The organism is Gemmatimonadota bacterium (assembly GCA_022560615.1).
Taxonomy (GTDB): Bacteria; Gemmatimonadota; Gemmatimonadetes; order Longimicrobiales; family Gaopeijiaceae; genus UBA1138.
In genome coordinates, this window is record JADFSR010000033.1 from 12568 (window position 1) to 33548 (window position 20981).

The 20981-nt window shown below is 65.2% G+C and carries 19 protein-coding genes; 7 read left to right on the forward strand and 12 right to left on the reverse strand.

From position 1 onward, the window contains the following. The first annotated feature begins 2 nt into the window (after positions 1–2). A complete protein-coding gene (locus IIB36_15700; protein MCH7533180.1) occupies positions 3–560 on the forward strand; it encodes a hypothetical protein in 558 nt (185 codons plus the stop codon). 48 nt (positions 561–608) lie between these two features. On the opposite strand, the gene IIB36_15705 is transcribed toward IIB36_15700, so the two are convergent. From IIB36_15705 to IIB36_15725, 5 genes are all read right to left on the reverse strand, one after another. Then, complete coding sequence (locus IIB36_15705; GenBank protein ID MCH7533181.1) at positions 609–971, reverse strand: cupin domain-containing protein; 363 nt, start codon at positions 969–971, stop codon at positions 609–611. 53 nt (positions 972–1024) lie between these two features. Continuing rightward, positions 1025–1177 (reverse strand): hypothetical protein, encoded by a 153-nt coding sequence (locus IIB36_15710; GenBank protein MCH7533182.1) that lies wholly within the window; start codon positions 1175–1177, stop codon positions 1025–1027. Between the two features lie 27 nt (positions 1178–1204). Beyond that, on the reverse strand, positions 1205–1816 hold the full coding sequence (locus IIB36_15715; GenBank protein MCH7533183.1) for a methyltransferase domain-containing protein: 612 nt from the start codon (positions 1814–1816) through the stop codon (positions 1205–1207). Between the two features lie 62 nt (positions 1817–1878). Beyond that, the gene (locus IIB36_15720) at positions 1879–4545 is read right to left on the reverse strand and encodes a hypothetical protein (protein ID MCH7533184.1); all 2667 of its coding nucleotides are present in this window, start codon (positions 4543–4545) and stop codon (positions 1879–1881) included. A 23-nt stretch (positions 4546–4568) separates the two neighbouring features. Next, a complete protein-coding gene (locus IIB36_15725) occupies positions 4569–7442 on the reverse strand; it encodes a prolyl oligopeptidase family serine peptidase (GenBank protein MCH7533185.1) in 2874 nt (957 codons plus the stop codon). A 243-nt stretch (positions 7443–7685) separates the two neighbouring features. Between IIB36_15725 and IIB36_15730 the strand changes: the two genes are divergently transcribed. From IIB36_15730 to IIB36_15740, 3 genes are read left to right on the forward strand one after another with little or no spacing between them, the layout of a single operon-like run. Beyond that, positions 7686–8762 carry a hypothetical protein gene (locus IIB36_15730; protein MCH7533186.1) on the forward strand — a complete coding sequence of 359 codons (1077 nt, stop codon included), beginning with the start codon at positions 7686–7688 and terminating at the stop codon, positions 8760–8762. Further along, complete coding sequence (locus IIB36_15735; GenBank protein ID MCH7533187.1) at positions 8762–9571, forward strand: hypothetical protein; 810 nt, start codon at positions 8762–8764, stop codon at positions 9569–9571. The genes IIB36_15730 and IIB36_15735 overlap by 1 nt, the downstream gene beginning before the upstream one ends. Before the next feature lie 46 nt (positions 9572–9617). Then, positions 9618–10073, forward strand: a complete 456-nt coding sequence (locus IIB36_15740; GenBank protein MCH7533188.1) for a nuclear transport factor 2 family protein — start codon at positions 9618–9620, stop codon at positions 10071–10073. A gap of 28 nt (positions 10074–10101) precedes the next feature. Here the strand turns inward: IIB36_15740 and IIB36_15745 are convergent, their stop codons facing one another. Both IIB36_15745 and IIB36_15750 read right to left on the reverse strand, forming a co-directional pair. Continuing rightward, complete coding sequence (locus tag IIB36_15745; GenBank protein MCH7533189.1) at positions 10102–10557, reverse strand: hypothetical protein; 456 nt, start codon at positions 10555–10557, stop codon at positions 10102–10104. Positions 10558–10570: 13 nt separating this feature from the next. Next, positions 10571–11713, reverse strand: a complete 1143-nt coding sequence (locus IIB36_15750) for an aminotransferase class I/II-fold pyridoxal phosphate-dependent enzyme (protein MCH7533190.1) — start codon at positions 11711–11713, stop codon at positions 10571–10573. Positions 11714–11831: 118 nt separating this feature from the next. Here IIB36_15750 and IIB36_15755 point away from each other — a divergent pair, with 118 nt between their 5' ends. Then, a complete protein-coding gene (locus IIB36_15755; GenBank protein ID MCH7533191.1) occupies positions 11832–13247 on the forward strand; it encodes an aminopeptidase P N-terminal domain-containing protein in 1416 nt (471 codons plus the stop codon). A gap of 185 nt (positions 13248–13432) precedes the next feature. Here the strand turns inward: IIB36_15755 and ychF are convergent, their stop codons facing one another. Beyond that, positions 13433–14473 carry a redox-regulated ATPase YchF gene (gene ychF / locus IIB36_15760; GenBank protein MCH7533192.1) on the reverse strand — a complete coding sequence of 347 codons (1041 nt, stop codon included), beginning with the start codon at positions 14471–14473 and terminating at the stop codon, positions 13433–13435. Between the two features lie 221 nt (positions 14474–14694). Here ychF and IIB36_15765 point away from each other — a divergent pair, with 221 nt between their 5' ends. Together IIB36_15765 and IIB36_15770 are read left to right on the forward strand one after the other, a co-directional pair. Then, positions 14695–14952: a CopG family transcriptional regulator gene (locus IIB36_15765; GenBank protein MCH7533193.1), complete on the forward strand. Its 258-nt coding sequence runs from the start codon at positions 14695–14697 to the stop codon at positions 14950–14952. Then, a complete protein-coding gene (locus IIB36_15770; protein MCH7533194.1) occupies positions 14949–15353 on the forward strand; it encodes a PIN domain-containing protein in 405 nt (134 codons plus the stop codon). The genes IIB36_15765 and IIB36_15770 overlap by 4 nt, the downstream gene beginning before the upstream one ends. A gap of 61 nt (positions 15354–15414) precedes the next feature. On the opposite strand, the gene IIB36_15775 is transcribed toward IIB36_15770, so the two are convergent. From IIB36_15775 to IIB36_15790, 4 genes are all read right to left on the reverse strand, one after another. After that, a complete protein-coding gene (locus IIB36_15775) occupies positions 15415–16671 on the reverse strand; it encodes a dicarboxylate/amino acid:cation symporter (GenBank protein ID MCH7533195.1) in 1257 nt (418 codons plus the stop codon). Between the two features lie 68 nt (positions 16672–16739). Then, positions 16740–18731, reverse strand: a complete 1992-nt coding sequence (locus IIB36_15780; protein MCH7533196.1) for a peptidylprolyl isomerase — start codon at positions 18729–18731, stop codon at positions 16740–16742. A gap of 114 nt (positions 18732–18845) precedes the next feature. Further along, entirely contained in the window at positions 18846–19700 is an 855-nt protein-coding gene (locus tag IIB36_15785) for a phenylacetic acid degradation operon negative regulatory protein PaaX (GenBank protein ID MCH7533197.1), read from the reverse strand. Between the two features lie 18 nt (positions 19701–19718). Next, positions 19719–20582 (reverse strand): MBL fold metallo-hydrolase, encoded by an 864-nt coding sequence (locus tag IIB36_15790; GenBank protein ID MCH7533198.1) that lies wholly within the window; start codon positions 20580–20582, stop codon positions 19719–19721. Positions 20583–20981: the final 399 nt, after the last annotated feature.

Consider the following 20981-nt stretch of genomic DNA (forward strand, 5'->3'; position numbering starts at 1 on the left):
CCATGCAGCCCGATCAGGCAGCGAAAGACGATCAGGTGGTCACCGGCGTGCTGCCGGACATCCTTGCTGTCATCGAGAGCGCCAAGGCTCGGGGTGGTATCGAGGCACTCAGGAAGTTCATCGCCAAGACGCTACCCGAGTCCGAAGAGTCCGAGGTCGCGGAGGCTGCCGACGTCGCGCTTGAGATCATCGAGTCGATCCCGATTTTCCTGGCCCGCGCGCGTCAGGAGGCCCAGACTCGGGGGCTCGGGTCGGTCGTGAACCCGCTGCTGGATCACGCCGAGAAATACTATCTGCAACCGATGGATCTGCTTCCGGAGATGACGCTGGGTCTCGCCGGCTTGCTCGACGACTCGTACCTGGTCATCCGGATTCTGGGGAACCTCGAGAAGGGGCCGGAGGCGTTCCTCGACTGGGACCTAGACTACCCGGCTCGTTTCCTCCGGAGGCTCGTCGGACCCGGCCTGGCTCAGAGGCTCGACGCGATCGCGATCCAGGCGATGCAGGATGTGTCGGCCGGTCTATCAGACATGTGGTCACGAATGAGCCATCCGGCTTGAGATGCATCCAGGGCGGCGCCTCTCAAGCCGGACCGAGCGGGCGGTCGCCTAAAGGCCGAGCCAGGTCGTTGACTGACCCACGTTGATGGCGAGGTGTTCGCCGTCGGTGCCCGGGGCGGCACCGTGCCAGTGCTCCTCACCGGGATCGATGGCGACGACGTCTCCGGGCTTGAGCAGTGCCTCGTCTCCGTCGCGGTTCGCGACGACGCATCGACCGCTCAGGCCGAAGAGTAGCTGAACGTCGTCGTGCGTGTGCCAGTGGGTTCGCGCGCCTTCGTCGAACGTGACCCGGTAGAGACGTACCGGAAGATCGTCGTCCGGGCCGAGCAAACGCTGCATCTGGGCCGGCAGCACGAAGTTCGAGGGGTCCGCGGGGCTCGGGGGCCGGCTACTCTGAGCGATCGCTCTCATTCGATTCCTTCCGGTGTGGTGTGACTCCCCACGCGTCCCTACCTCCCTCCACCTCAGTCGCCGCTGGGTTTCTCCGCCGTCATCATCACTGCTTTGACCCCATACGCTTCCGCCGAGTTCTGCGTCGCCGTCTTGCGGAACCGAAAGTTCGGTACGACCGCCGAACGAACGCGCTGGAACCCAGACTCTTCGAGCAGCCTGAACATCTCTCCTTCCAGGAGAGCGCCTCCGATTCACGCCGCCCACAGCTTGGGGTCGTTCACGATCGAGGGGGACAGCTGCTTCGCGCTCACGATGTCCGTGATCGAGATCCGCCCGCCCGGCTTGAGGACCCGAAACATCTCTTCGACCACTTTCCGCTTCTGGAATGACAGATTGATGACGCCGTTGGAGATGACCACGTCGACGGACTCGTCCGTCAGCGGGATGCTCTCCATGCGGCCTTCATGGCACTCCATCTCCAAGCCGGTCGCCGCGGCGTGGGCCTGTGCCTTCAAGCACATCGAGGGATTGAGATCGACGCCAATGACTTTGCCGGTGGGGCCCGTGCTGCGCGCGGCGATGATCGCGTCGAGTCCCGCGCCGCTACCCAAGTCGAGCACGGTCTCCCCGGGCTGCACGTTGCTACGCAAATGGGGATTGCCGACGCCAGCAAAGGACGCGACGGCTCCCTCGGGCGCTTCGTCGAGCGAGTGCGCGTCGTACGCGAACATCTCCGCGGCCTGGCGCCCGTGGAAGAAGTGGAATTCGCCCTCTGGATTGTCCGCGACGTCCTGGTACATGCGGATGATTTCGTCCTTGAGAACGCTCTCCAGTTCCGCTTGCGCCTCGACGCTGCCTGTCATGCCAAGCTCCCGCTACATGGTGGTTGGAAGAGACCGATACCCCCTGGGTTTCGCCAGGGCCGTCAGTTCCCGTTCCCGTCTCCCTCCCCCTCGTCTTCGTCTTTCTGGTCGGGCTTCTCCCAGAAGCCCTCGGTACCCGTCGTCTCGGCCGCCAGAGCGCCATGGAAGAGCACCGCGTTGAAGAGGACCCGGAAGGTGCCGCGCGGCTGGCCGCGCCACTGAGGCCGGAAGCCCAGCAAGATCACATGGCCTCCGCCGAGCCGGACGTCCACTGCGGCGGCCTGACCCTGCAGGTGCTCCTCGCCGAGCAGATAACCGGAGAGCAGCGGGGAGCCGTCGGGCCCGTACGACGCGATCACAGCACCCTCGAAGCCTTCTTCAGTCGTGAAGACGGGACTGCGGTCGAAAAAGATCTTGCCGCGTTCCGGCATGCCGGCCATGACGGGATGACCCGTGTCGATACGGACCTCGAAGATGGAGCCGGCCGAGAAAAACTCGCCGCGGTCGAGGCCACCCACGACGTTGCTCACCGGCAGGTGAAACTCGTCGATGCACAGGTCGCTCGCCGCGCTCATGCACACCAACGTGCCTCCCGCGCGCACGAACGTGTCGAGTGCTCGCACGCCCTCCTGACCGAGCCCGCCGACGTACCGGGGTGGGGCCGACCCCTTTGCGAAGCCGTCCATCAGCCCACCCGGCCGCTCCGAAGGCAGCACGATCACGTCGTAGCGATCTCGCAGGTCGCCCGCGTACACGTCTGCGTTGCGGACGTTGACGAAGGAGAAACCATGCTCTTCGAAGAGCCAGCGCGTCCAGCCCTCGTCCATGCTGGGGGACCACGGCCGGTAGAGGCCGATCCGTGCCTGTGGGAGTGGCGTCCCGCTGTCGGATCCGCGTGTCGCCTGCAGAGCGAGGTCGCGCACCAGTCGGTCCACGTCGCTTCCGCTGAGGCCGGAGACCGCATAGCGAGCGTCTGCGAAGCGGACCGTCGCTCCTGCCTGCCATGCTTCGTTCAACGCGCGAAAGCTGTTGTTCTGGGCGGGATCGAGCAGTAGCGCCGAGCCCGAGCCTGTGACTCGTCCGGGGCTCGGCCGGATTGCGGCGGCGACCGCATCGGTGTCGAAACCGACTCCGGAGATGGCGTCGAACGCCGCAGCGTCGACGACTTCCGCGTCCCACGCGGTCGGTTCGGCGGAGAGCGGCTGCATCGCCGCGCGCACGTCCTCGCCGAGGGGCTGCGTCGCCTCGATGACGTCGACGTCCATCAGGTAGGCAAGCGTCCAACCTGCCGCGTCGTACGGTTGCTCGGGCGGGCCCTCCGGATACTCGCGCAGGTCCGGATAGCTCTGCACCTCCATGACCTGGCGCGCGAGCTCGCCGAACTCCTGGTCGAGCGGTAGCACCCACGTGCCGGCAGGGTGCGTGATCCCTTCGTGCGTCACGTCGGAAGTCAGCTCGTAGACCCGTAGCCCGTTGAACGCAAGGCGGCGCAGGAGGTCCACGGGCCCCACGGGGTCGCGCTGCGACTTGGGGACGAAGTACGCGAACGGTGGCGAAGTCGTGTACTTCCGGATGACGTCGCGACCCGACTGGTACCGGTTGAACAGGAGGTCCTCGCGGTACTTGGCGGCGTAATCCAGAACCGCCAGCGATGCCACTCGCATGTAGTCGACGGCGTCGCCCAAGCGCCACCACCCGCCTTTCCACGGGCTCGGATAGAGCGATTCCGCCCTGAGACCGCGCCGGTTCGCCGGGAAGTCGGAGAGCGTGTAGAAGCGCGGCGTCGCGTAGCGCCAGAGCGCGGTCTCCGTCCAGAACGCCGCCTGGTTCTGCATCATCGGCATGTAGTCGACGTAGCCGGGATACCAGGCGTCGAAGCCGGTACCCATGTGCACGGCGCCGGGCATGCCGCGGGACTCGAGCATCTGCGCGATCGTCATGCCGAGGGTGTTCACGGTACGCGACATGAGCGGTGGAGCGAAACGGGCGATCGGCTCCGCGAACGGCGGTAACCAGATGCGCGTCGGAAACGGCGAGCTCTGGTGATGCACGTAGATGATCTGCGGATCCCACTCTTGCCACGTCCGCGCGATCACACGCGACTCCACCATGTTCAGCATGTAGGCGTCGCGGTTGTTGTCGTGCCCTACGTATTTCTGGTACAGCCAAGGCATGGGCGCGACTTCGTACTGCGTGCCGACGTTCGAGGAGTACCAGTCGGCGATCATCGTTTGGCCATCTGGGTTGAGTGACGGCCACAGAACCGTGATCACGTTTTCGCGGATCGCAGCGACGCGAGCGTCCTCGCTCGTGACCAGCTCGTATGCGAGCTGGATCGTATGCTGCGCGCCCGCGACCTCCGAAGCGTGCAGTCCGCCGTTGATGTCGACGATCGCTTTCCCGCGCACCGCGAGTGCCCGCGCCGCCTCGTCGGTCAGCTCACCCGGGTGCGCGAGTTGGTCCGCGATCGCCCGGTAGCGCTCGACCTCCCTGAGGTTCTCAGGACTCGAGATCAACGCGATCCACCAGTCCCTCCCCTCCGACGTACGCCCGGTGCGCACCATGGTGATGCGATCCGAGGCCGCTGCCAGCCGTTGGAAGTAGTCTATGGACTGCTCGTAGGTCGCGAGGCGGAAGTCGGCGCCCGGCGCGAAGCCCAGCACGGACTCGGGGGAGGGAGCTTGGGCGGTCCCGGGAACCGCGAAGACAGCGATGGCCCCCGCGGCGATGAGGGGCGACCGCCAGAAGCTTCTCACTGGGTGTGCCGCTTTGGCCCCTTTGGCCCCTGTGGCCCCTGTGGCCCCTGTCGCTCGTGTGGCCCCTGTGGCTCCTGTGGCTCACTGATGATGCGGGTGCTGTCCGACCGGAAGATTCGAGGCGCGAACTCCCTCATGCGCCGCTCCTTGTCCAGATACGGTACGCCGTCGGTCATCCAACCCGCGGCGGGCTCACCCTTGAGGTGGTGTTCGAAGAACTGGCGCAGTCGGTGCTGGAAGTCGACGCGATTCTGGAGCTTGCGCAGACCGTGCCCCTCGTCGGGATAGGAGAGCCAGATGATCGGCTTCCCGAGGAAGCGAAGCGCATTGTACCACTCGAGCCCCTGTTCCCAATTCACGGTCGGGTCCGCCTCGCCGTGCAGGTAGAGGACCGGCGTGTCCATGCTCTGGACGCCGGAGATCGGGGACTGATCCCAGTACCGCTGGAAGTCGTCGTACGGGTTCGTCGCGTACCGGCCCTGACCGTAGATGTCGTACGAATGGTTGTTCCGACCGCTACCCACGAAGAGTTGGTTGAACTCGCTCACGAGGTTGATCGGGGCCGCTCCGTGTGCGATCGCCGAAAACATCTCTGACCGGGTCGCGATGTAGGCGCTGCCTCCCCCGCTGTACGAATGACCGCTGAGGCCCAGGGCGTCGGGGTCCGCGTACCCCATCTCGATCACCTTCCGCACTGCCGCCTCGACCGACTCGAGCATGTCGCTGTGAGAGCTGCCGATCCGGAAGTGCACGTCCGGCTGCATGACGAGATACCCGTTGCTCACGTAGCCCGCGAAGTTCGGCGAATGTCGGAAGGTGGGCGTTGGGTACAGGTGCAGATCCTGGGAGTACTTCTCGTAGAAACGCACGAGCATCGGCAGCTTTTGGCCCGGTTCGTAGTCGTCCGGGATGGCGAGCGTACCCTGAAGTGGCACGCCGTCGTCGTTCGTGTAGTCGAACAGGATGCGATGACCCCACAGGAACTCGTCCTGCTGCGGGTTCGCGTCCGTGACCCGCGTCCGGTCCGCGAAATCGTTTCCGCTCACGTACAGGTCCGGATACTCCTGGAAGGTCTGGGCTGTGAACAGATACCGTTCGGCGTCAGCGGCCTTTCTCGGCGTATCGAAGCGGCGGTCCTCCCACGTAAGCTGCTCGAGGTCGTCGCCGTCCAACTCGAAGAAGCCTTCTTTCTTCGTCCACTGCCCATACGCGTCGATCAACAGCGGCTCGCCGAGGTCGATCGTACGGGCATCGGGATCGGTGCGGATGTAGCGGAGTCGCATTTCGTCCGCGGCTCCGCGGCCGCCCGTCAGGTTCGTCGCGCTGCTTCCGTCGAGCGGCTGGAGCCAGATGTCGTAGCGATCATACAGCACGACTCCGTCACCGTCCGCGGTCCAGCCGGCGACACCGTGCGGAGGCTTTTCCCCGAAACGGTCGTACTCCTGGTTGGTGAAGTCCACCGGAGCGGAACCGGTGAGGTTCACGTGTTCGTCGTCCACGATCCGGTAGTCCCAAAAGTCGCCGTCCTTCCAGTAGAGATAGTGCCTGCTATCCGGGGACAGCCCGAGCGTGCGTAGCTGGCCCTCGAGGACGGTCACTCGCTCCCCCGTCCGCAGATCCAGGCGGTAGAGGTCGGCCAGCTCGGGCCGCCAATCGGAGATGTACGCGGTCTCGTCCCGACCGATCGCCCAACGCCCGTCCCGCGTGATCTCCACGGTGCGCATGCGCTCATCGGCGAGCGGGACGACTGTACCGCGCTCCAAGTTCACCGCCGCGACGTACGTCCGGTCCCGGTCCCGCGATGCAGCCTGCTCCTGTTGGGACTGAATCCGGTCGTCGGCCCAGTGCCAGATGTTGACGTCCGCCAACGGCAGGTCGTCTTCCGGCCAGTCCTCCAGTTCGTCGTCCTGTCGCTTGGTCGCGACGAAGAGCATGGTGGCGTCTTCGTTCCAGACGAGGCTGCCCTTCTCACTCAAGACTACTCCGTCGCCGAGGCCGCCATTGCCCGTCGCGTCGATATCGATCCGCGTTGGCGGGCGGTTCGCCACGTGCCTGAACGCGATCAGTACATTCTCGCGCTCGACCTTCTGCTCCGGCTTTTCGCCGCGGAGGACGGCGAGCGCGTCACCCTCCTCGGACCACGTCAGCCGGGCGTACCGCTCCTTGGCGTTGTCGAGTCCCCTACGGGAGCCCGTGGCGAGATCGACCAGGTACAGACCATTCCCGTCCTTGTCCTCAGCGTCCACGGTGAAGGCGAGGTGAGTCCCGCCATCGTTGAACTCGGCTTCTCCGACGCTGCCGATCAGCTCCTCGAATCCTTCGCGAAGGTTGCGGAGGATGAGGTCGGTGCCGTCGTGCTCCGCCTCTTCGTTCGTCTTCCTCTTCTTCACAAAGAAGTGGCTCGAGCCTTCGGAGAAGCCGAAGGAGGAAGCGTCGTCCCAGGTGAAGCTTGCGCCCGTCGCGAGCTCGAGCAGGCCGGCCTGCCGCGTTACGGTTTCTCCCTCACGGAGCAACTTCTCCGCTTCGAGAAACGGCGGCGCAATGAAGTACGCGATCCACGCCCCGTCGTCCGACAACTCCGGGTCTGACGCCGACGCGATCACGTGCGCGGCATCCGAGTCGAGCGCCTCGACGTGCAGCGTGTCGTCGCCCCGCACGCGCGAGTACGCCCACGCGACCCACCGGCCGTCGTCCGAGATCTTCGAACCCGAGATCGTACGCCACTGCGCGTAGTCGGCGATCTCCAGCGTTCTTTTCTCCGTGGCGGACTGTGCCTGAACGGAAACCGGCACCATGAATGGTGCCAGAGCGACCAAGATAACGGCTGACAGGGAGGGCAGCCGGCGGCGGCGCGGTGCGCGAGAGAGCATGGAACGCCTCACGGAGAAGATGATGAACCGGGCGAACACCCCGCTCGCGATCCTGCTGTCGACCGGGGGCGTCGGCTACCCTAGCGGCCGCTTGGAAGGAAGGCCAGAGGTCCCCTAGTGCCCCTGTGCTCCGCGGCGCTAGACTTCTGAATGCCTCGACCGCTCTTGCTTGTCCACCTCGTTGTACTCGTGTCCGTGAATCAGGTGATTTGCGGCTGACAATTACAGATCGGAGAGATCCCGATGCTTGCCGTTCATCTTGCCCGTGCCCGACTCGGGGCCGCGGCACTCTTGGTGCTACTGGGCGCCGCGTGCGGCCTACCGCAGCGCAGCGATGTATATCGTCTTTCCGCACCCTACAACTTCGCCTTCTATGACACGCATGAGTTGGCCGCGCGCTCGTTCTACGCGGCCCACTTCGCCCACTTCGGAGCGTACGAGCTACTCATGGATCCGGGTGCGGACATCGGTGCAAGGATGTCGGAGTTCGAAGCACAAGTCCGTGCGTACGTGGCCGACCCGCCGAAATTCGAACCGCCCGCCGACATCGTCGCTCCCACTTGGAGCAGGATGGCGTTCGAGACCGGCCAGTCCATGGATTGGACGCACATGCTGCACTCGCAGCTCTATGACATCCTCACCGACGACCGAATAGCGGAAAAGCGAGCGGCCGGTGAGCGTGCGGTCACTTATTACCTATCAGAGCCCAACGCTGCTTTTTCGACCAGAGGATACGGTCACCGCTGGATGGAAGGTGGCGGTGAATGGGCGGGAGCGTTCAGGCGAACGTACCCCGGCGTCAACGGAATCCTCTGGGCCTACCACTGGCATCACGCAGCGGTGTACGAGGCCCTCATGGAGTCGGACCCGGCTCGGCGCCGAACTGAGCTCGACCGGGTGATTCGCATCTTCACCGACTCCGTGCTCGTCGACCTGCCGGACGTTATGCCGCTCATGGCGGAGGTGGCGCCCGAGTTCTCTGAGATGTTTCCAGCAGCTGCGCACATCTTCGACAACCTTCACATGATGCATGATGTCGTAAACGACATCATGGCCGACGCTTCTTACGCGTTGGACCAGAAGGCCGCAGAGATCAGGCGACTGCGCGAGTTGATGGTCTACGCTGGTCAGGACACTGTCGTGGCGCCCCCCATGCCCATGCGTGACGGCCACTCGATGAGCGGTGGCGCGATGCGCGTACCCACCCAGCTGCCCTCGGGGGAGTGGCTTCCGCAGGGTCACCCGGACGCTCGCATGGCGTCGATGCAGGAGTTCATGCAGCCGCTGCCGGCGAGTGGGTCCGGGTCGGGAGGTGCGTGATGAAACGGCCGGCCTACGTCCTCTCCGTTAGCCTCGTCCTTGCAGCCCAGCCACACGTGGGCTGGGCCCAGGAGGATTTTCGCGCCGCCGACCTCGACCGTCCCATACGGGTCGAGGACGCCTATCCGATCAAGTTCCGCGAGTGGGAGTTCGAGATCGGGTCCCGAGGCACCCTGGAAGAAGGATCTCGTGGTCTGCACGGGATCTTGGAGGTGAAGACCGGGGTGTTTCGGAACACACAGTTCGGGATCGAGGTCGAGAGTGCGGTCCGCACCCTCGGGTCAGGCGCGGATACTGGTCTCGAATCCGCTTCTGCACACCTGCTCTACGGCATTCGGCGAGAGACCGTCTCGCTGCCGGCGATGGCGATCCGGCTGGAGGGAGCCACGCCCGGTACGGGCGCGATCGGTCACGAAGATGCGCAGTTCGGCTTCAAGGGGATCGTAACCCGGTCTTTCGGTCGGTTACGTCTACACGGCAACGGCGGATACACTGTGGCCAGTCGGGCCGATGGCGGGGACTTCTGGCGGGTCGGTCTAGGAAGCGACTATCCGATCGGACTCTTCAGCCGCGCGGTGCTCGCCGACGTCTATGTCGAGATCCCCACGTCACAGGCTCGGTCACGTGTTTGGGTCGAAGTCGGTACCCGCGTCCAGGTGAGCAACTGGAGCGTTCTGGACCTGGGCCTGTCGACGCGCTTGGATGAGTGGGACGCCGGCAACGCGAACGTCGAGCTGGTAGTCGGCTTCTCGAGAGTGTTCGGGATCCAGGGGAACGTCGGTCCGTATCCGAATCCGACGATACGGTGATGGGGATGGACGGGATGGCCTTGCTGAACTGAACTAGGAGATGGTCATGAGGATCACACGCTGTGCCCTGGCAGTGCTGGCGATCGTGGCGCTTGGCCATGCGGCTCCCCCGCTGCAGGCGCAGGACACTCGAGCGGTAACCGAAGTGATCGAGGCGTTCCACGCAGCGCTGGTCGCGGGTGACTCGACCAAGGCGTTGTCCCTACTCGCCGACGACGTCGTGATTCTCGAGAGCGGCGGGGTGGAGGACAAGAACCAATACCGGAACGGTCACATCTCGGGTGACATGCGCTTTTCGCAAGCGGTTCCGCGGGAGCGTGGCGAGATCGACGTTCGCGTCGTCGGCGATGTCGCCTGGGCGTCGTCGACCAGCGTCAGCCAGGGCCGCATGGGCGATCGGGAGATCAATTCTCAGGGAGCCGAGCTGGTGGTTCTGGCCAGGGATGGAGCGTCGTGGAAGATCACGGCAATCCATTGGTCGTCCAGGACGCGTCGCGAATAGGTGCGGGCATCATGGGCGTGGGGGTTCTCTAACTACTACCTACCTGGGAGAGCGCCTGCTCAGGCGAGTTCACGTCGACTCTCGCCTCGAGTACGTCCGCGTCCTCCGCGATGACCTCGAGCGTTTCGTCGTGGAACGTCACGATCCAGTGCGCGGTCTCACCCGCGGTAGCCTCGTCCGAGTCCTCGACGACGTGGAACGAGTACGGCTCGAGGCCGGCATCGTGGAGCGGATGCTCGTGGAGTCGCTCGTCTCCCGGAGGCCCGAGCGTCAGCGACTCGACGCCCGTGAACCTCAGGACCGCGCAGTACTCGTCGAAGCCCGGATGATTCGGACTGGCGTCCGATCCCCACCCGGGGAAGTCCGCGTTGTTGCATCGATACGCGACCCAAGCGGTCCCACGGTCTTCGTACACCGCAGGCTCGGGTGAGCCCACGTCCATGGCAGGTGGGTCGGGCCAGTCCTCGATTCGCGGTTCTGCCACAGCGGGAGGTCTGCTAGACCCAGCCCTTCGCCCGGAACCCCTTGAGCGTCTCCGCCCAACGGTCCTGCTCCTCCGGCAGGCCGAACGAGATCCTGCTCCACTCGAGCATGGGCGGGAACGGGCGACCCACACGAACCCCGGCGTCGGCCATCCGGCTGATATACGTGTCGAGGTCCCCGTTGATGCGGTGCATGGTGAAGTTCGCGTCGCTAGGCAGGCACTCGAGCCCGAGCTCGTCGCACGTGGCTTGCACGATCTTCTTGGACGCTTCGTTGAGCTCCAGACTGCGCGCCGTGTGGGCTTCGTCCCTCAAAGACGCGATGCCTGCCGCGGTCGCGAGCACGTTCGGACTGTTCTTTGCTACGAACTCCGTCAGGCGGGTGATCGTGTCCGGGTGTGCCACGGCGTACCCGACGCGCAGGCCGGCCATCCCGAAGATCTTCGAGAAGGTGCGGACGACGATCACGTTGGGGTGTGTGTCGATCCACTTGAGTGCTGACCAATAGGAGGGGTTGTCGACGTAGTCGAAATAAGCCTCGTCCATCAAGAACATCGTCGTCTTGGGCGCGTCGGCGATCCACGCGTCGATATCGCGCGACGCAGTGATCGTCCCTGTCGGGTTGTTCGGGTTGCAGAAGTACACGATCGACGGCCGGCGAGACCCCTCGGCATGCTCTCGCATGCGACCGACGTCGTGCTCGTGGCTACCGGTCAGGGGTACCGCGACGAGGTTGAACGACAGCGGGCGCTGATAGCGGGGCACGTCCTCGAACGTCGGCTCCGCGATTACGAGCGGAACGTTCGGCCCCTGGTACGCTTGCACCGCCATCTGGAGGATCTCGGTCGAGCCCGATCCCAGCACGAGGTTTTCTTCCTTCACGTCCATGTACTTCGCCAGCTCTTGCAACAGCGCAGGGGTATAGTCGGAAGGGTACCGATTCGCGTGCGGGATCGCGTCGATGACCGCCTGCCGGGCGGACTCGGAGAGGCCGAGCGCGTTCTCATTAGAGCTGAGCTTTACCGACCCGTCGGGTAGCGTCTTGCCGGGGCCCCAGCCGGGGGTGTGTTCCAGTAGGGCCGTGAGGGAGGCGGCGGTGCCGCTGACGCCGACGAGTCCGGCTGCCATGCCTGTGCCTACGAAGCCTCGACGATCCATGGGTCCCTCCTGCGTGTGGTTGCGCTTCGGCAATTTGCGAGAGGATGGGGGGGACCGAAAGGGTTCGTCCCCTGTAGGATGTGCTTCAACCGGAGCCGGACACTACGAACGGATCGACATGCGACGTCTCGCCACGACTACGCTTTTCCTCGGTACGATCACGCTGCCGGCTACGCTGTCGGCGCAAGAGTTCGACGCCCCCGTCCGTTACGACCAGGACTACCTGAGCGCCGACTTTCATCGCGGTCGCCGTGCCGCAGTGATGGCGCAGCTCCCAGGCAACTCGCTCGTCGTGCTCTTCGGGGCGCCCGTGCGGAATCGCAACGGCGACATGAACTACGAGTACCGTCAGTCGAGCGATTTCCTCTACCTCACCGGAAGCGAGGAGCCTGGCTCTGCGTTGATCATGGCACCGGGGGGGCTGGAAGTGGACGGCCAGCGCGTGCACGAGATCCTGTTCGTGCCGCCGCGCGATCCCGCACGCGAGGTATGGGATGGACGCCGATTCGGTGCAGAACGAGCTATGCAGCGGCTCGGAGTGCAGCTCGCGCTCGATGCGACGCGCTTCGGCGAGGTCTTGGTGCCTTTGCTGCGGACTGGGCAGCACCGTGTTTACCACCTCGCTTTCCCCGACGGGGTCCCTGAACGATCGCCGCTGCATGACCAGCTAGCCGCGTTCATCGACAACGTGGACCCAGAGGCGCTAGCCGGGGGCGGTACCGGTGATGCCAAGCCGCTCCGAGGACTCCTGGACGAACTGCGTGCGATCAAGTCCGCTGAGGAGATGACCGCGCTACGGCGCGCGATCGACATCACCGTCGAGGCGCACCGCGAGGTCATGCAGCAGGTGAAGGCAGGGTGGGCCGAGTACGAGATCGAGGCGCTCGTCGAATACACGTTCAAACGCAACGGCTCCGAGCAGCCCGGCTTCAACAGCATCATCGGCAGCGGCGAGAACTCGACCATCTTGCACTACATGACGAACCGGCGGGTCACCGAGGCGGGTGATGTGGTCGTCATCGATATCGGAGCTGAAGTCCACGGTTACTCGGCCGACATCACACGCACGATTCCAGTGAGCGGCACCTATTCACCCGAGCAGCGCACGATCTACGAGCTCGTCTACCGCGCTCAGGAAGCCGGCATCCAAGCAACACGGGCCGGCAACGCGTTCTTGGCCTCGAACAGGGAGGCATCGCGCGTGCTGGCAGAAGGGCTGGCGGAGCTCGGACTGATCTCGAGCGCCGCCGACCAGCGCGGGTTGCGTCGCTTCTTCACGCACGGGACCAGCCACTACCTCGGACTCGACGTTCACGACGTGGGTAGCTACGGACCGCTCCGCCCCGGCGAGGTCGTCACGATCGAACCGGGCATCTACATCCCTGCCGCCGAGGACATCGACCCGAAGTGGTGGAACATCGGCATTCGCATCGAAGACGATGTGCTCGTCACCGATGGGGATCCGGTGATCTTGTCGGCGGCGGCGCCTCGGCAGATCGATGAGGTTGAGGCTCTCATGCGGACGATTTCCTAGAAACCGCTTTTTGGTGGTTCCTGCGGCCGCACGCCGGGGGCTTCGCGCTCGGCTCCGGCTACGGTCGCGACTGGTCGGACAGGTGCGGGACCTTGGTTGCGTCGCGTCCGTAGAGTCGCCTCGCTGCGAAGCCCCCGGCGCGCGGCCTCCGGCGCGTTGGCGCGGGTCCCAGGATTCGTCTTTTTCTACACGTTGAAGCGGACGTGCATGATATCTCCGTCCGACACGACGTACTCCTTGCCCTCCACCTGGAGCTTGCCGGCGTCCTTCACGGCGGCCTCCGAGCCGTACTCCATGAACAGCTCGTATGGCGTGACCTCGGCGCGTATGAAGCCACGCTCCAGGTCGGAGTGGATCTTCCCGGCGGCAGGGCGCGCTTTCGTGCCGCGTCGGATCGTCCAGGCGCGGACCTCGTCCTCGCTGACCGTGAAGAAGGAGATGAGGTCGAGCAGGCCGTAGGCGGCACGGATGAAGCGCGCGATCGCGGACTCGGAAAGCCCCAGATCGGAAAGGAAGTGGGCCTGGTCTTCGCCATCCATGCTCGCGATATCCGCTTCGACACTTGCGGAAAGAGTCAGCCCAGCCGCCTGCAACTCCTCGATGCGTTTGGCCAGATCTTCGGGCATCGGCTCGGCGGCTCGGTCTTCGGCGCGGTTCAGCGTGATCAGCAGAGGGCGGTCGGACAGCAGCCCGAAGCCTTTGAGATACTTCCGGTCGAGCTCGGCCTCCGGGATCGACCGGAGCGCTCGCTCGCTCTCGAGCGCGGACAGCATGATCTCGAACGCAGCGATCTCGAGCTGATCAATTCGCTCTTTGCGGGCGCGATCCAGCCGTTTCTCGACGATCTCGTGGTCGGCGAAAATGCATTCCGAGTGGAAAGCCTCGAGATCGCCGAGCGGGTCGGGCTCGTCCTCCAGCGCCGGGTTGTCGAAGTCGCGCAGCACGAGGCACAGCGCTTCCTGATCACGGATCTGCTGGAGGCCTCGCGGCGAGAGTCCCCTCTTGGCCGCACCGTGTTCGCCCGGCACGTCGCAGAAGCTCATCTCCGCGAACGTGGTCTTCCTCGGCGAGAAGATCTGCGAGAGCCGGTCGATGCGCTCGTCCGGCACGCGAACCATGCCGAGGCGGACTCCGCCACCATGTCCGACCGGGACATCTTGCCCCGTCATCGTATTGAAAACAGTGGTCTTCCCCGAACCGGCGAAGCCGACGAGACCGATCTTCATGCGATGTGCCTGCGGAGTGCGGTGTTTCGGGCACATGCGCGTCCGCGCCCGAGCGGCTTAGAGTCTAACCAAGTCACTTGGGCGCGCGCAGGGGCGATTGCGGACCGATCGCGCCATGGCGCGGCCTCTCCCCCCCCGCGGTTGCGACGATCACGTCTCCGGAGTCGTGTTGCCTGTACGTTTGTCTTGGGAATGATGTAATGATGGTATATCATGATGTCATGACATCACTCATCCGGATTCAGGTCCAGGTCACGGCGCCGCAGGCCGACTTCCTCAGGGCGCTCGGCGCGGAAGAAGGGCGGTCGCTGGCAGACCTCGTGCGCGAAGCGGTCGACGGCCTGATTCAGGAATACCAGGGAATCGACCCGGAGACCCGCCGGGCGAGCGCGCTCGGCGTCGTGGGGCACTTTCGCTCCGGCCTTTGCGACGTAGCCGCGGAGCACGATCGGTATCTGGGAGACGCGTTCGAGGCATGAAGGTGTTCGTCGATACCTCGGCTTTCTTCGCGATCCTCGATGCGGACGATGCGATGCACGCGACCGCGGCCGCGTACCTCACCAGCGCACTGGAGTCTCGCACGCGATTGATCACGAGCAACTACGTGGTCGTCGAAACGTCCGCGCTGACTCGGAGCCGCCTCGGCGCTGAGGCGTTTCGCGCGTTCACCGAGAAGCTGCTACCCGTCGCGAAGATCGAGTGGGTCACGCCCCAGCAGCACTCAGCGGCGACGTCGGCCGCCCTATTGGTAGGGAACGCCGGACCCAGCCTGGTGGACTGCACCAGCTTCGAGGTGATGCGCGCACTCGGGATCGGGACCGCGTTCGCGCACCATCGGCACTTCTCACAAGCCGGATTCGAGTCCGCAAAGGTGGGCTGAGGGGAATCGAGCTCCGCTGATCGTCGTTCTCGCTGTCGGCTCGACGGTCCCGGAGGCCCGGTCAGCGTATCTCCGTATCGACCTCGGTCTCCCCCTCGGAGCGTGCGATGATGGCCGCGCCGCACGAATCGCTGAACACGTTGACCGCGGTCCGGTACATGTCGAGCGGCCGATCAATGGCGAGCATCATGCCGACGATCACGTTCACCTCTGGGCCGGCAAGGCCGATGGCCTCGAGCACGATGAAGATGACGACCAGGCCCGCAGAGGGGACTGCGGCCGCTCCGATCGAGGCGAGCAGCGCGGTGAGGACGACGACGGCCTGGATCCCGATGGACAGGTCGGCCCCGAGCACCTGCGCGATGAAGAGCACACCAGCGCACTCGAAGACCGCGGTGCCGTCCATGTTGACGGTCGCACCCATGGGGAGCACGAACGACGCGACCTTATTCGACACCCCGACCTTCTCCTCTACGACGCTCATCGTAACCGGCAGCGTGGCGCCCGACGAGCTCGTCGAGAACGCCACCAGGAGTGGCTCGCGCATGTTGGCGAAGTGGATCAGCGGCCGGATCCGCCCGAGGAGGAGCAACAGGAGCGGCAAGGTCACGAAGAGATGGAGCGTGAGGCCGGAAAAGATCGTGATCGCGTAGAGGGCGAGCGTCTGGAACGACTCGAAGCCGGTGGTCCCGACCATCTTGGTGATCAGCGCGAACACGCCGATCGGCAGGAACTTTATGATCCCCGACGTGAGCGCCATCATCACGTGGAAGAGCGCGTCGAAGGTGTCGGTGAGGAGCACGCGCATCTTGTCGGGCAGCGTTGTGATCGAGGCGCCGAAGACGATGCAGAAGAAGATGATCGCGAGCATGTCGCCGGCCGCCGCCGCCTGGACGAAGTTCTCCGGCACGATGTCGAGGAGAAGCTCGACCGGAGACCCCGGCGTCTGGAGCTCCGCGAGCTCCCCCGACGCGGCGTCGACCATGTTCGCGCCGACGCCGGGCCTGATGAGGTTGACCATCAGGAGGCCGACCATCGCCGCGAGGAAGCTCGACAGGACGTAGTAGCCCATCGTCTTGCTGAAGAGACGGCCGATCGCCTTGCCCCCGCCCACCGACGCCACGCCCGAGATGATCGAGGTGAGCACGAGCGGCACGATGATCATCCGCAGGAGCTTCATGAATAGGTCGCCGATCCAACCGAGCCGAGCGGCGGCGGGTTCGCCGAAGACCGCTCCGGTCACGGCGCCGAGAGCCATGGCCAACAAGACCTGCCAGTGAAGTTGGCGGTACCAGGGGAGGTTCGGATCGTGTTTCATGGGGCCGAGCTTACGGGCCGTCTCCGCCGAGGCGCAAGGTCGGCCCCGCGGTCACCGGCCCCGCGGTCTCAGCGGGTGACGAGAACCTCGGCGCGCTCGATGACGTCGCCTTCCAGGATCGCATCGACCAAGTCCATGCTACTTACGACGATCCCAAAGACGGTGTAGTCGTGGTCGAGGCGCACATTGTCGACGAGGTTGATGAAGATCTGCGCGTCCCCCGTGTCATGGCCGCGCGTCGACAGCCCGACTGTGCCGCGCCAGTGCGGAAACACGCCGACCTCGTCCCGTGAATACAGTCCGTCACCCGAGTACTCGTTCGCCCCCGGGCTACCCCCCTGGAGCACGAAATTCGGTGCCCAGCGGTGGAAGGTGAGTCCGTCGAAATAGCCCTCGCGCGCGAGGCGAACGAATCGGTACGAGTTCGTCAGCGCGATGAGGGGAAGCGGCTGTATGGAGATCGTTCCGCCCTTCTGCATATGAAGCAGAACGGTCGCCCTGCCCAAGGCCGGCACGTCGGCTACTCGGGGAAGGGAGCTCCTCGGAAGCGCTTGCGGGTCCGCCGCGTGAGGCCGCCCTGTCCAGAGCTCCAGCACTTCGGCTACCTGCTCGGCGATCACAGCGTCGTAGTCGGACAGGAACGGCGTGAGCCGTTCGGCGAGCGCGCCGCTTCCCAGCTCGGCGACGCGCGTCAGCAGCGCGCCTCGCGGGTCCCGCCACGTCTCTCTGCGAGCTCGGGAGATCCGCTCGAACGCCGTCAACGCAGCCGAGGCGACGGGGAAGCCCAGCTCCGATCCCTCGAGCAGGCGCGCTGCGGTCATCAACAGCTGCGGGTCGTCGGACGCCAGCTGGCTCACCAGTAGTTGGTCGATGTCGTTGGCGTCGTCCTGCGCCAACAACTGAAGTGCGGCAGTGCGCACGTTGGCCACGGGGTCCCCCACCAGCTCGAGTACGACGTCGGTCTGGCCCAGGACCGAAGCCGCGCGGGCGCCGTAGACGCGAACGAAAGGGTTCGGGTGGCTCACGTAGACGGGGACCAGCCGGGACGCGAAGTCCGGCGCGAACCGAGCGAGGGAGACCAGCGCGTGCGCGCCCATCTGCCAGTTGACACGCGTCTCGGGACCGACGGACGACGCGGTCCCCAATAGGATCTCCGTCTGAGCGTCCGGGTCGGTGCACGGTTCGGCAAGCGCGTCGAGCGCGAGCAGCCGTATCGCCTGGCTTTCGTCGCGTGTCGCCACCGCGAGCAGCCTCCCGCATACGACCTCGTCCCGCGCTTCGCGAGCGAGCTGCTGGACGGTGAAGATCCGAACTCCGACGGACTCGTCAAGGAGGCCGCGGCGGATGAATTCCGAGCGCGCCGCAGCCACGACGGCACTGAGGTATCGGGCAGCCACGATGCGCACGCGCGCGTCGGGATCCCTCAGTCCACCTTCGACGAGCTCGACGGTGATCGCTCCGGCTTGCCCCATAGCGGATAGTGCGAGCAACCGCACCTGGGCCGACTGGGGGCCATACTGCTGCCGCACACGGTCGAAGAAGACCAGGTTCGACAAGCGACCTTCGGCGCGCCCGCCAATGGAGGTCCCGGGGGCGTTGCGCACCATCGCCTCGAGGCCGAGCGCCACACCCACCAGCGTGGAAGGATGGGCGTCCTCACCGCCCACGGTGCTCAGGTCGAGGATCGCCTCGATGGCTCGCGCCCGGTCGCTTCCCTCGATCTGCAGTCGCCCGAGCGAACGCGCGTATACGCCCCGGACGTTGGCTTCGGTCTCCGAAGCGAGATGGCCGAGCAGCAGGTCGAGGGCGGTGGCGCCGTCGGCGCGATGAACAGCCTGAGCGAGAGCGTTGACCGCTTGCCCACGCACTTCAGCTACGGGATCCGCCAGGTGCCTGGCGATCTCCTCGACGAGCTCAGGATTTTCGAGCCGCCCGAGTGCCCGCACCGCGGTCTGACGCAGGTAGTCGTGACTAGTCGCGGTCGCAGCGATGAGCTCGGCGAGATCGTCTCCCCCGGTGGGTCTGGCATCCTCCAGCGCGATGATCCGGAGGTACTGCACTGCCGTGCGGTCCGGTCGTCCCGCGTCCGGGGGGGTACAGCCGCCGGCGCTGAGCAGGGCTACACAGACGAGTGCCGACAGCCTAGGAGGGCAGAGAGGTGTCATCGATATCCGCTACCTCCCCGCCGCTGCGGGAACCGAAGGAGCGGCGGCCAAAATCCCGTCCACGTATTCGTCTGCCGGACCCTTGAGCACGTTGTGCAACGAGTGAAACAGTTGAGTAGCAGCTCCACCGTGCCACCCTTCGGGCAGCAAGGTCCGCGGCAGGTACGGATCCTCGAGAGGGAAGGCCCGGAACTCGTGCAGGAGGTCGAAGCGCAACGTGAAGCACTCCTCCGCGGTTACGTCGCCCGACGACACGCCGGTCTCGCACCGATCGAGCTCCGCACGCCACCGCTCCGTGAACTCCACGTAGCGCGCGTTCACGCCAGGAAGGTCCCAGCAGCGATCGACCAGCGCCTGCGGCTCGTGACCACCGACGCGCTGCGCGCGGAAACACTCGAGGTGCTGTTCGATGCCCAACTGCTCGGCGAGCGCTTGAACCTCCTGCTCGACGTCGTGGGGCGAGATCCAGAGCCCGTTGCCGAGGGACCCGAATCCGAGCCAGGCGAGACGGTCGCGCAGCCGATCTCTCAGGTGCCGGACGTCCTCCGGAATCGAGTAGGCCAACAGAAACCAGGATCCGTCCCAGGGTCCGTCCCACGACGGGTGGAAGATGCGGTCCTCGCCTTCCTCCAAGAGCCGGCGTCCCATGGGCGCGAGGTCGTAGAACGAATTCCGGCCCATGCGTCGTCCGTCGAGCCAGCCTTTTCGCGCCATGCGCGAGAGCACCGTGCGGACCGCGCCCTCCGAGAGGCCGAATGGCTGAAGCAGAGAGATGAGGCTGCCGACCCAAATCGGCTCGTCGCGGTGCAGGAGGTACTCACCATAGAGCGTGAATACGAGACCTTGAGGACGCTGGGCTGACATGACTTCTGGGCCCGGCCGCTATAGGCCCGCGCCGGCAACCCACCGATAGACCGCCCGCACATTCATCGGGAACCAGTCTTCGTAGCGATCCCAGTCAGAGTATTGATCGAGCCGGATACGCTGAGCGGCTTGGTCTTCCGTGAGCCCGTCCGCGACCGCTCCGCGGACCGCCGTCGTGAGGTCGTCGTAGTAGGCGATCTGTCGATGGATCGCCGCTCGGTCACCCGGCGGTCCGTGCCCGAAGATCATCGTCTCGAACGGGATATCGAGTAGTCCTGAAACCGCATCGAAGAACTCCGGGAATTGCCACCCCGGCAGCTCTTGATACCCCATTCTGTCGAGCGAGACGAAGTCGACGGCGAACGCCACGCCCACGTCGGGAATGAACGGCACGGCCATGTTGTCGGTATGGCTCGGCCCTAGATAGTAGAGCTCGATCCACCTGCCACCGATCTCGAAGCGAAGCTTGTTGGAGAACGTCACGTTCGGCTCGGGCTGATCGGCGCTCCCACGCGCCCGAATGGGGGCGAGGGCGTTCTCGTGCGCGATGATGGGAACGTTCTGCTGACCCATGGCGTCCATGAGGGCATTGGCGCCGGTCGAATGGTCTGCATCACTGTGACTGTACACGATGCCCACCAAGGGAGAGCCGGGCGCGATTCGCTGAATCTCCGACGCGAATACCCTCGCGGCGTCGACGTTGATCGGGTCGAAGGCGACTACGCCTTCGTCGGTGGTGACGAACATCCCGTTGTGGCCGATCCACCTGAACTGGTAGACGCCGTCGGCGATCTGTGTGGTCTCGTAGTCCTGGGCGCAGAGTGGCGCGCTCGTCAGAGCGGCTGCGATTCCGACGGCCAACGCGACTCGTTTTCCTCTCATGTCATGGCTCTCTCTCGCATGGGGCCCTCACAAGCTACAAGTCGCGGTGCTTGACCGCTCGTCCGTCTTCTTCGCGCAAGTCGGCGATCACACTCCCAGCACAACGGCGCAGTCACGCTCTAAGTAGCCTTGCCGAAAGGAGCACGATTCCGGGGTCGATACTGCGCCGGCGGTGGAAGGCGATCCGGTCCCCGCGCGGTGACCAGTTTCCTGCCCAGCACGCATCCGAAAACAGGACCGGCCCGCTCCATTTGCCCCCGACGCGGTCACGCGACGTGATCCACGCGCCGGCGTCGCCAAGGCGGAGCGTGCCCCCGAACCCGGGGCGCTGCGATGGTCGAGCGTGACAGTGCTCTTTCCGAGACCCGGGTCCCAGTCAAGGATCGTCAGGACGTGGCA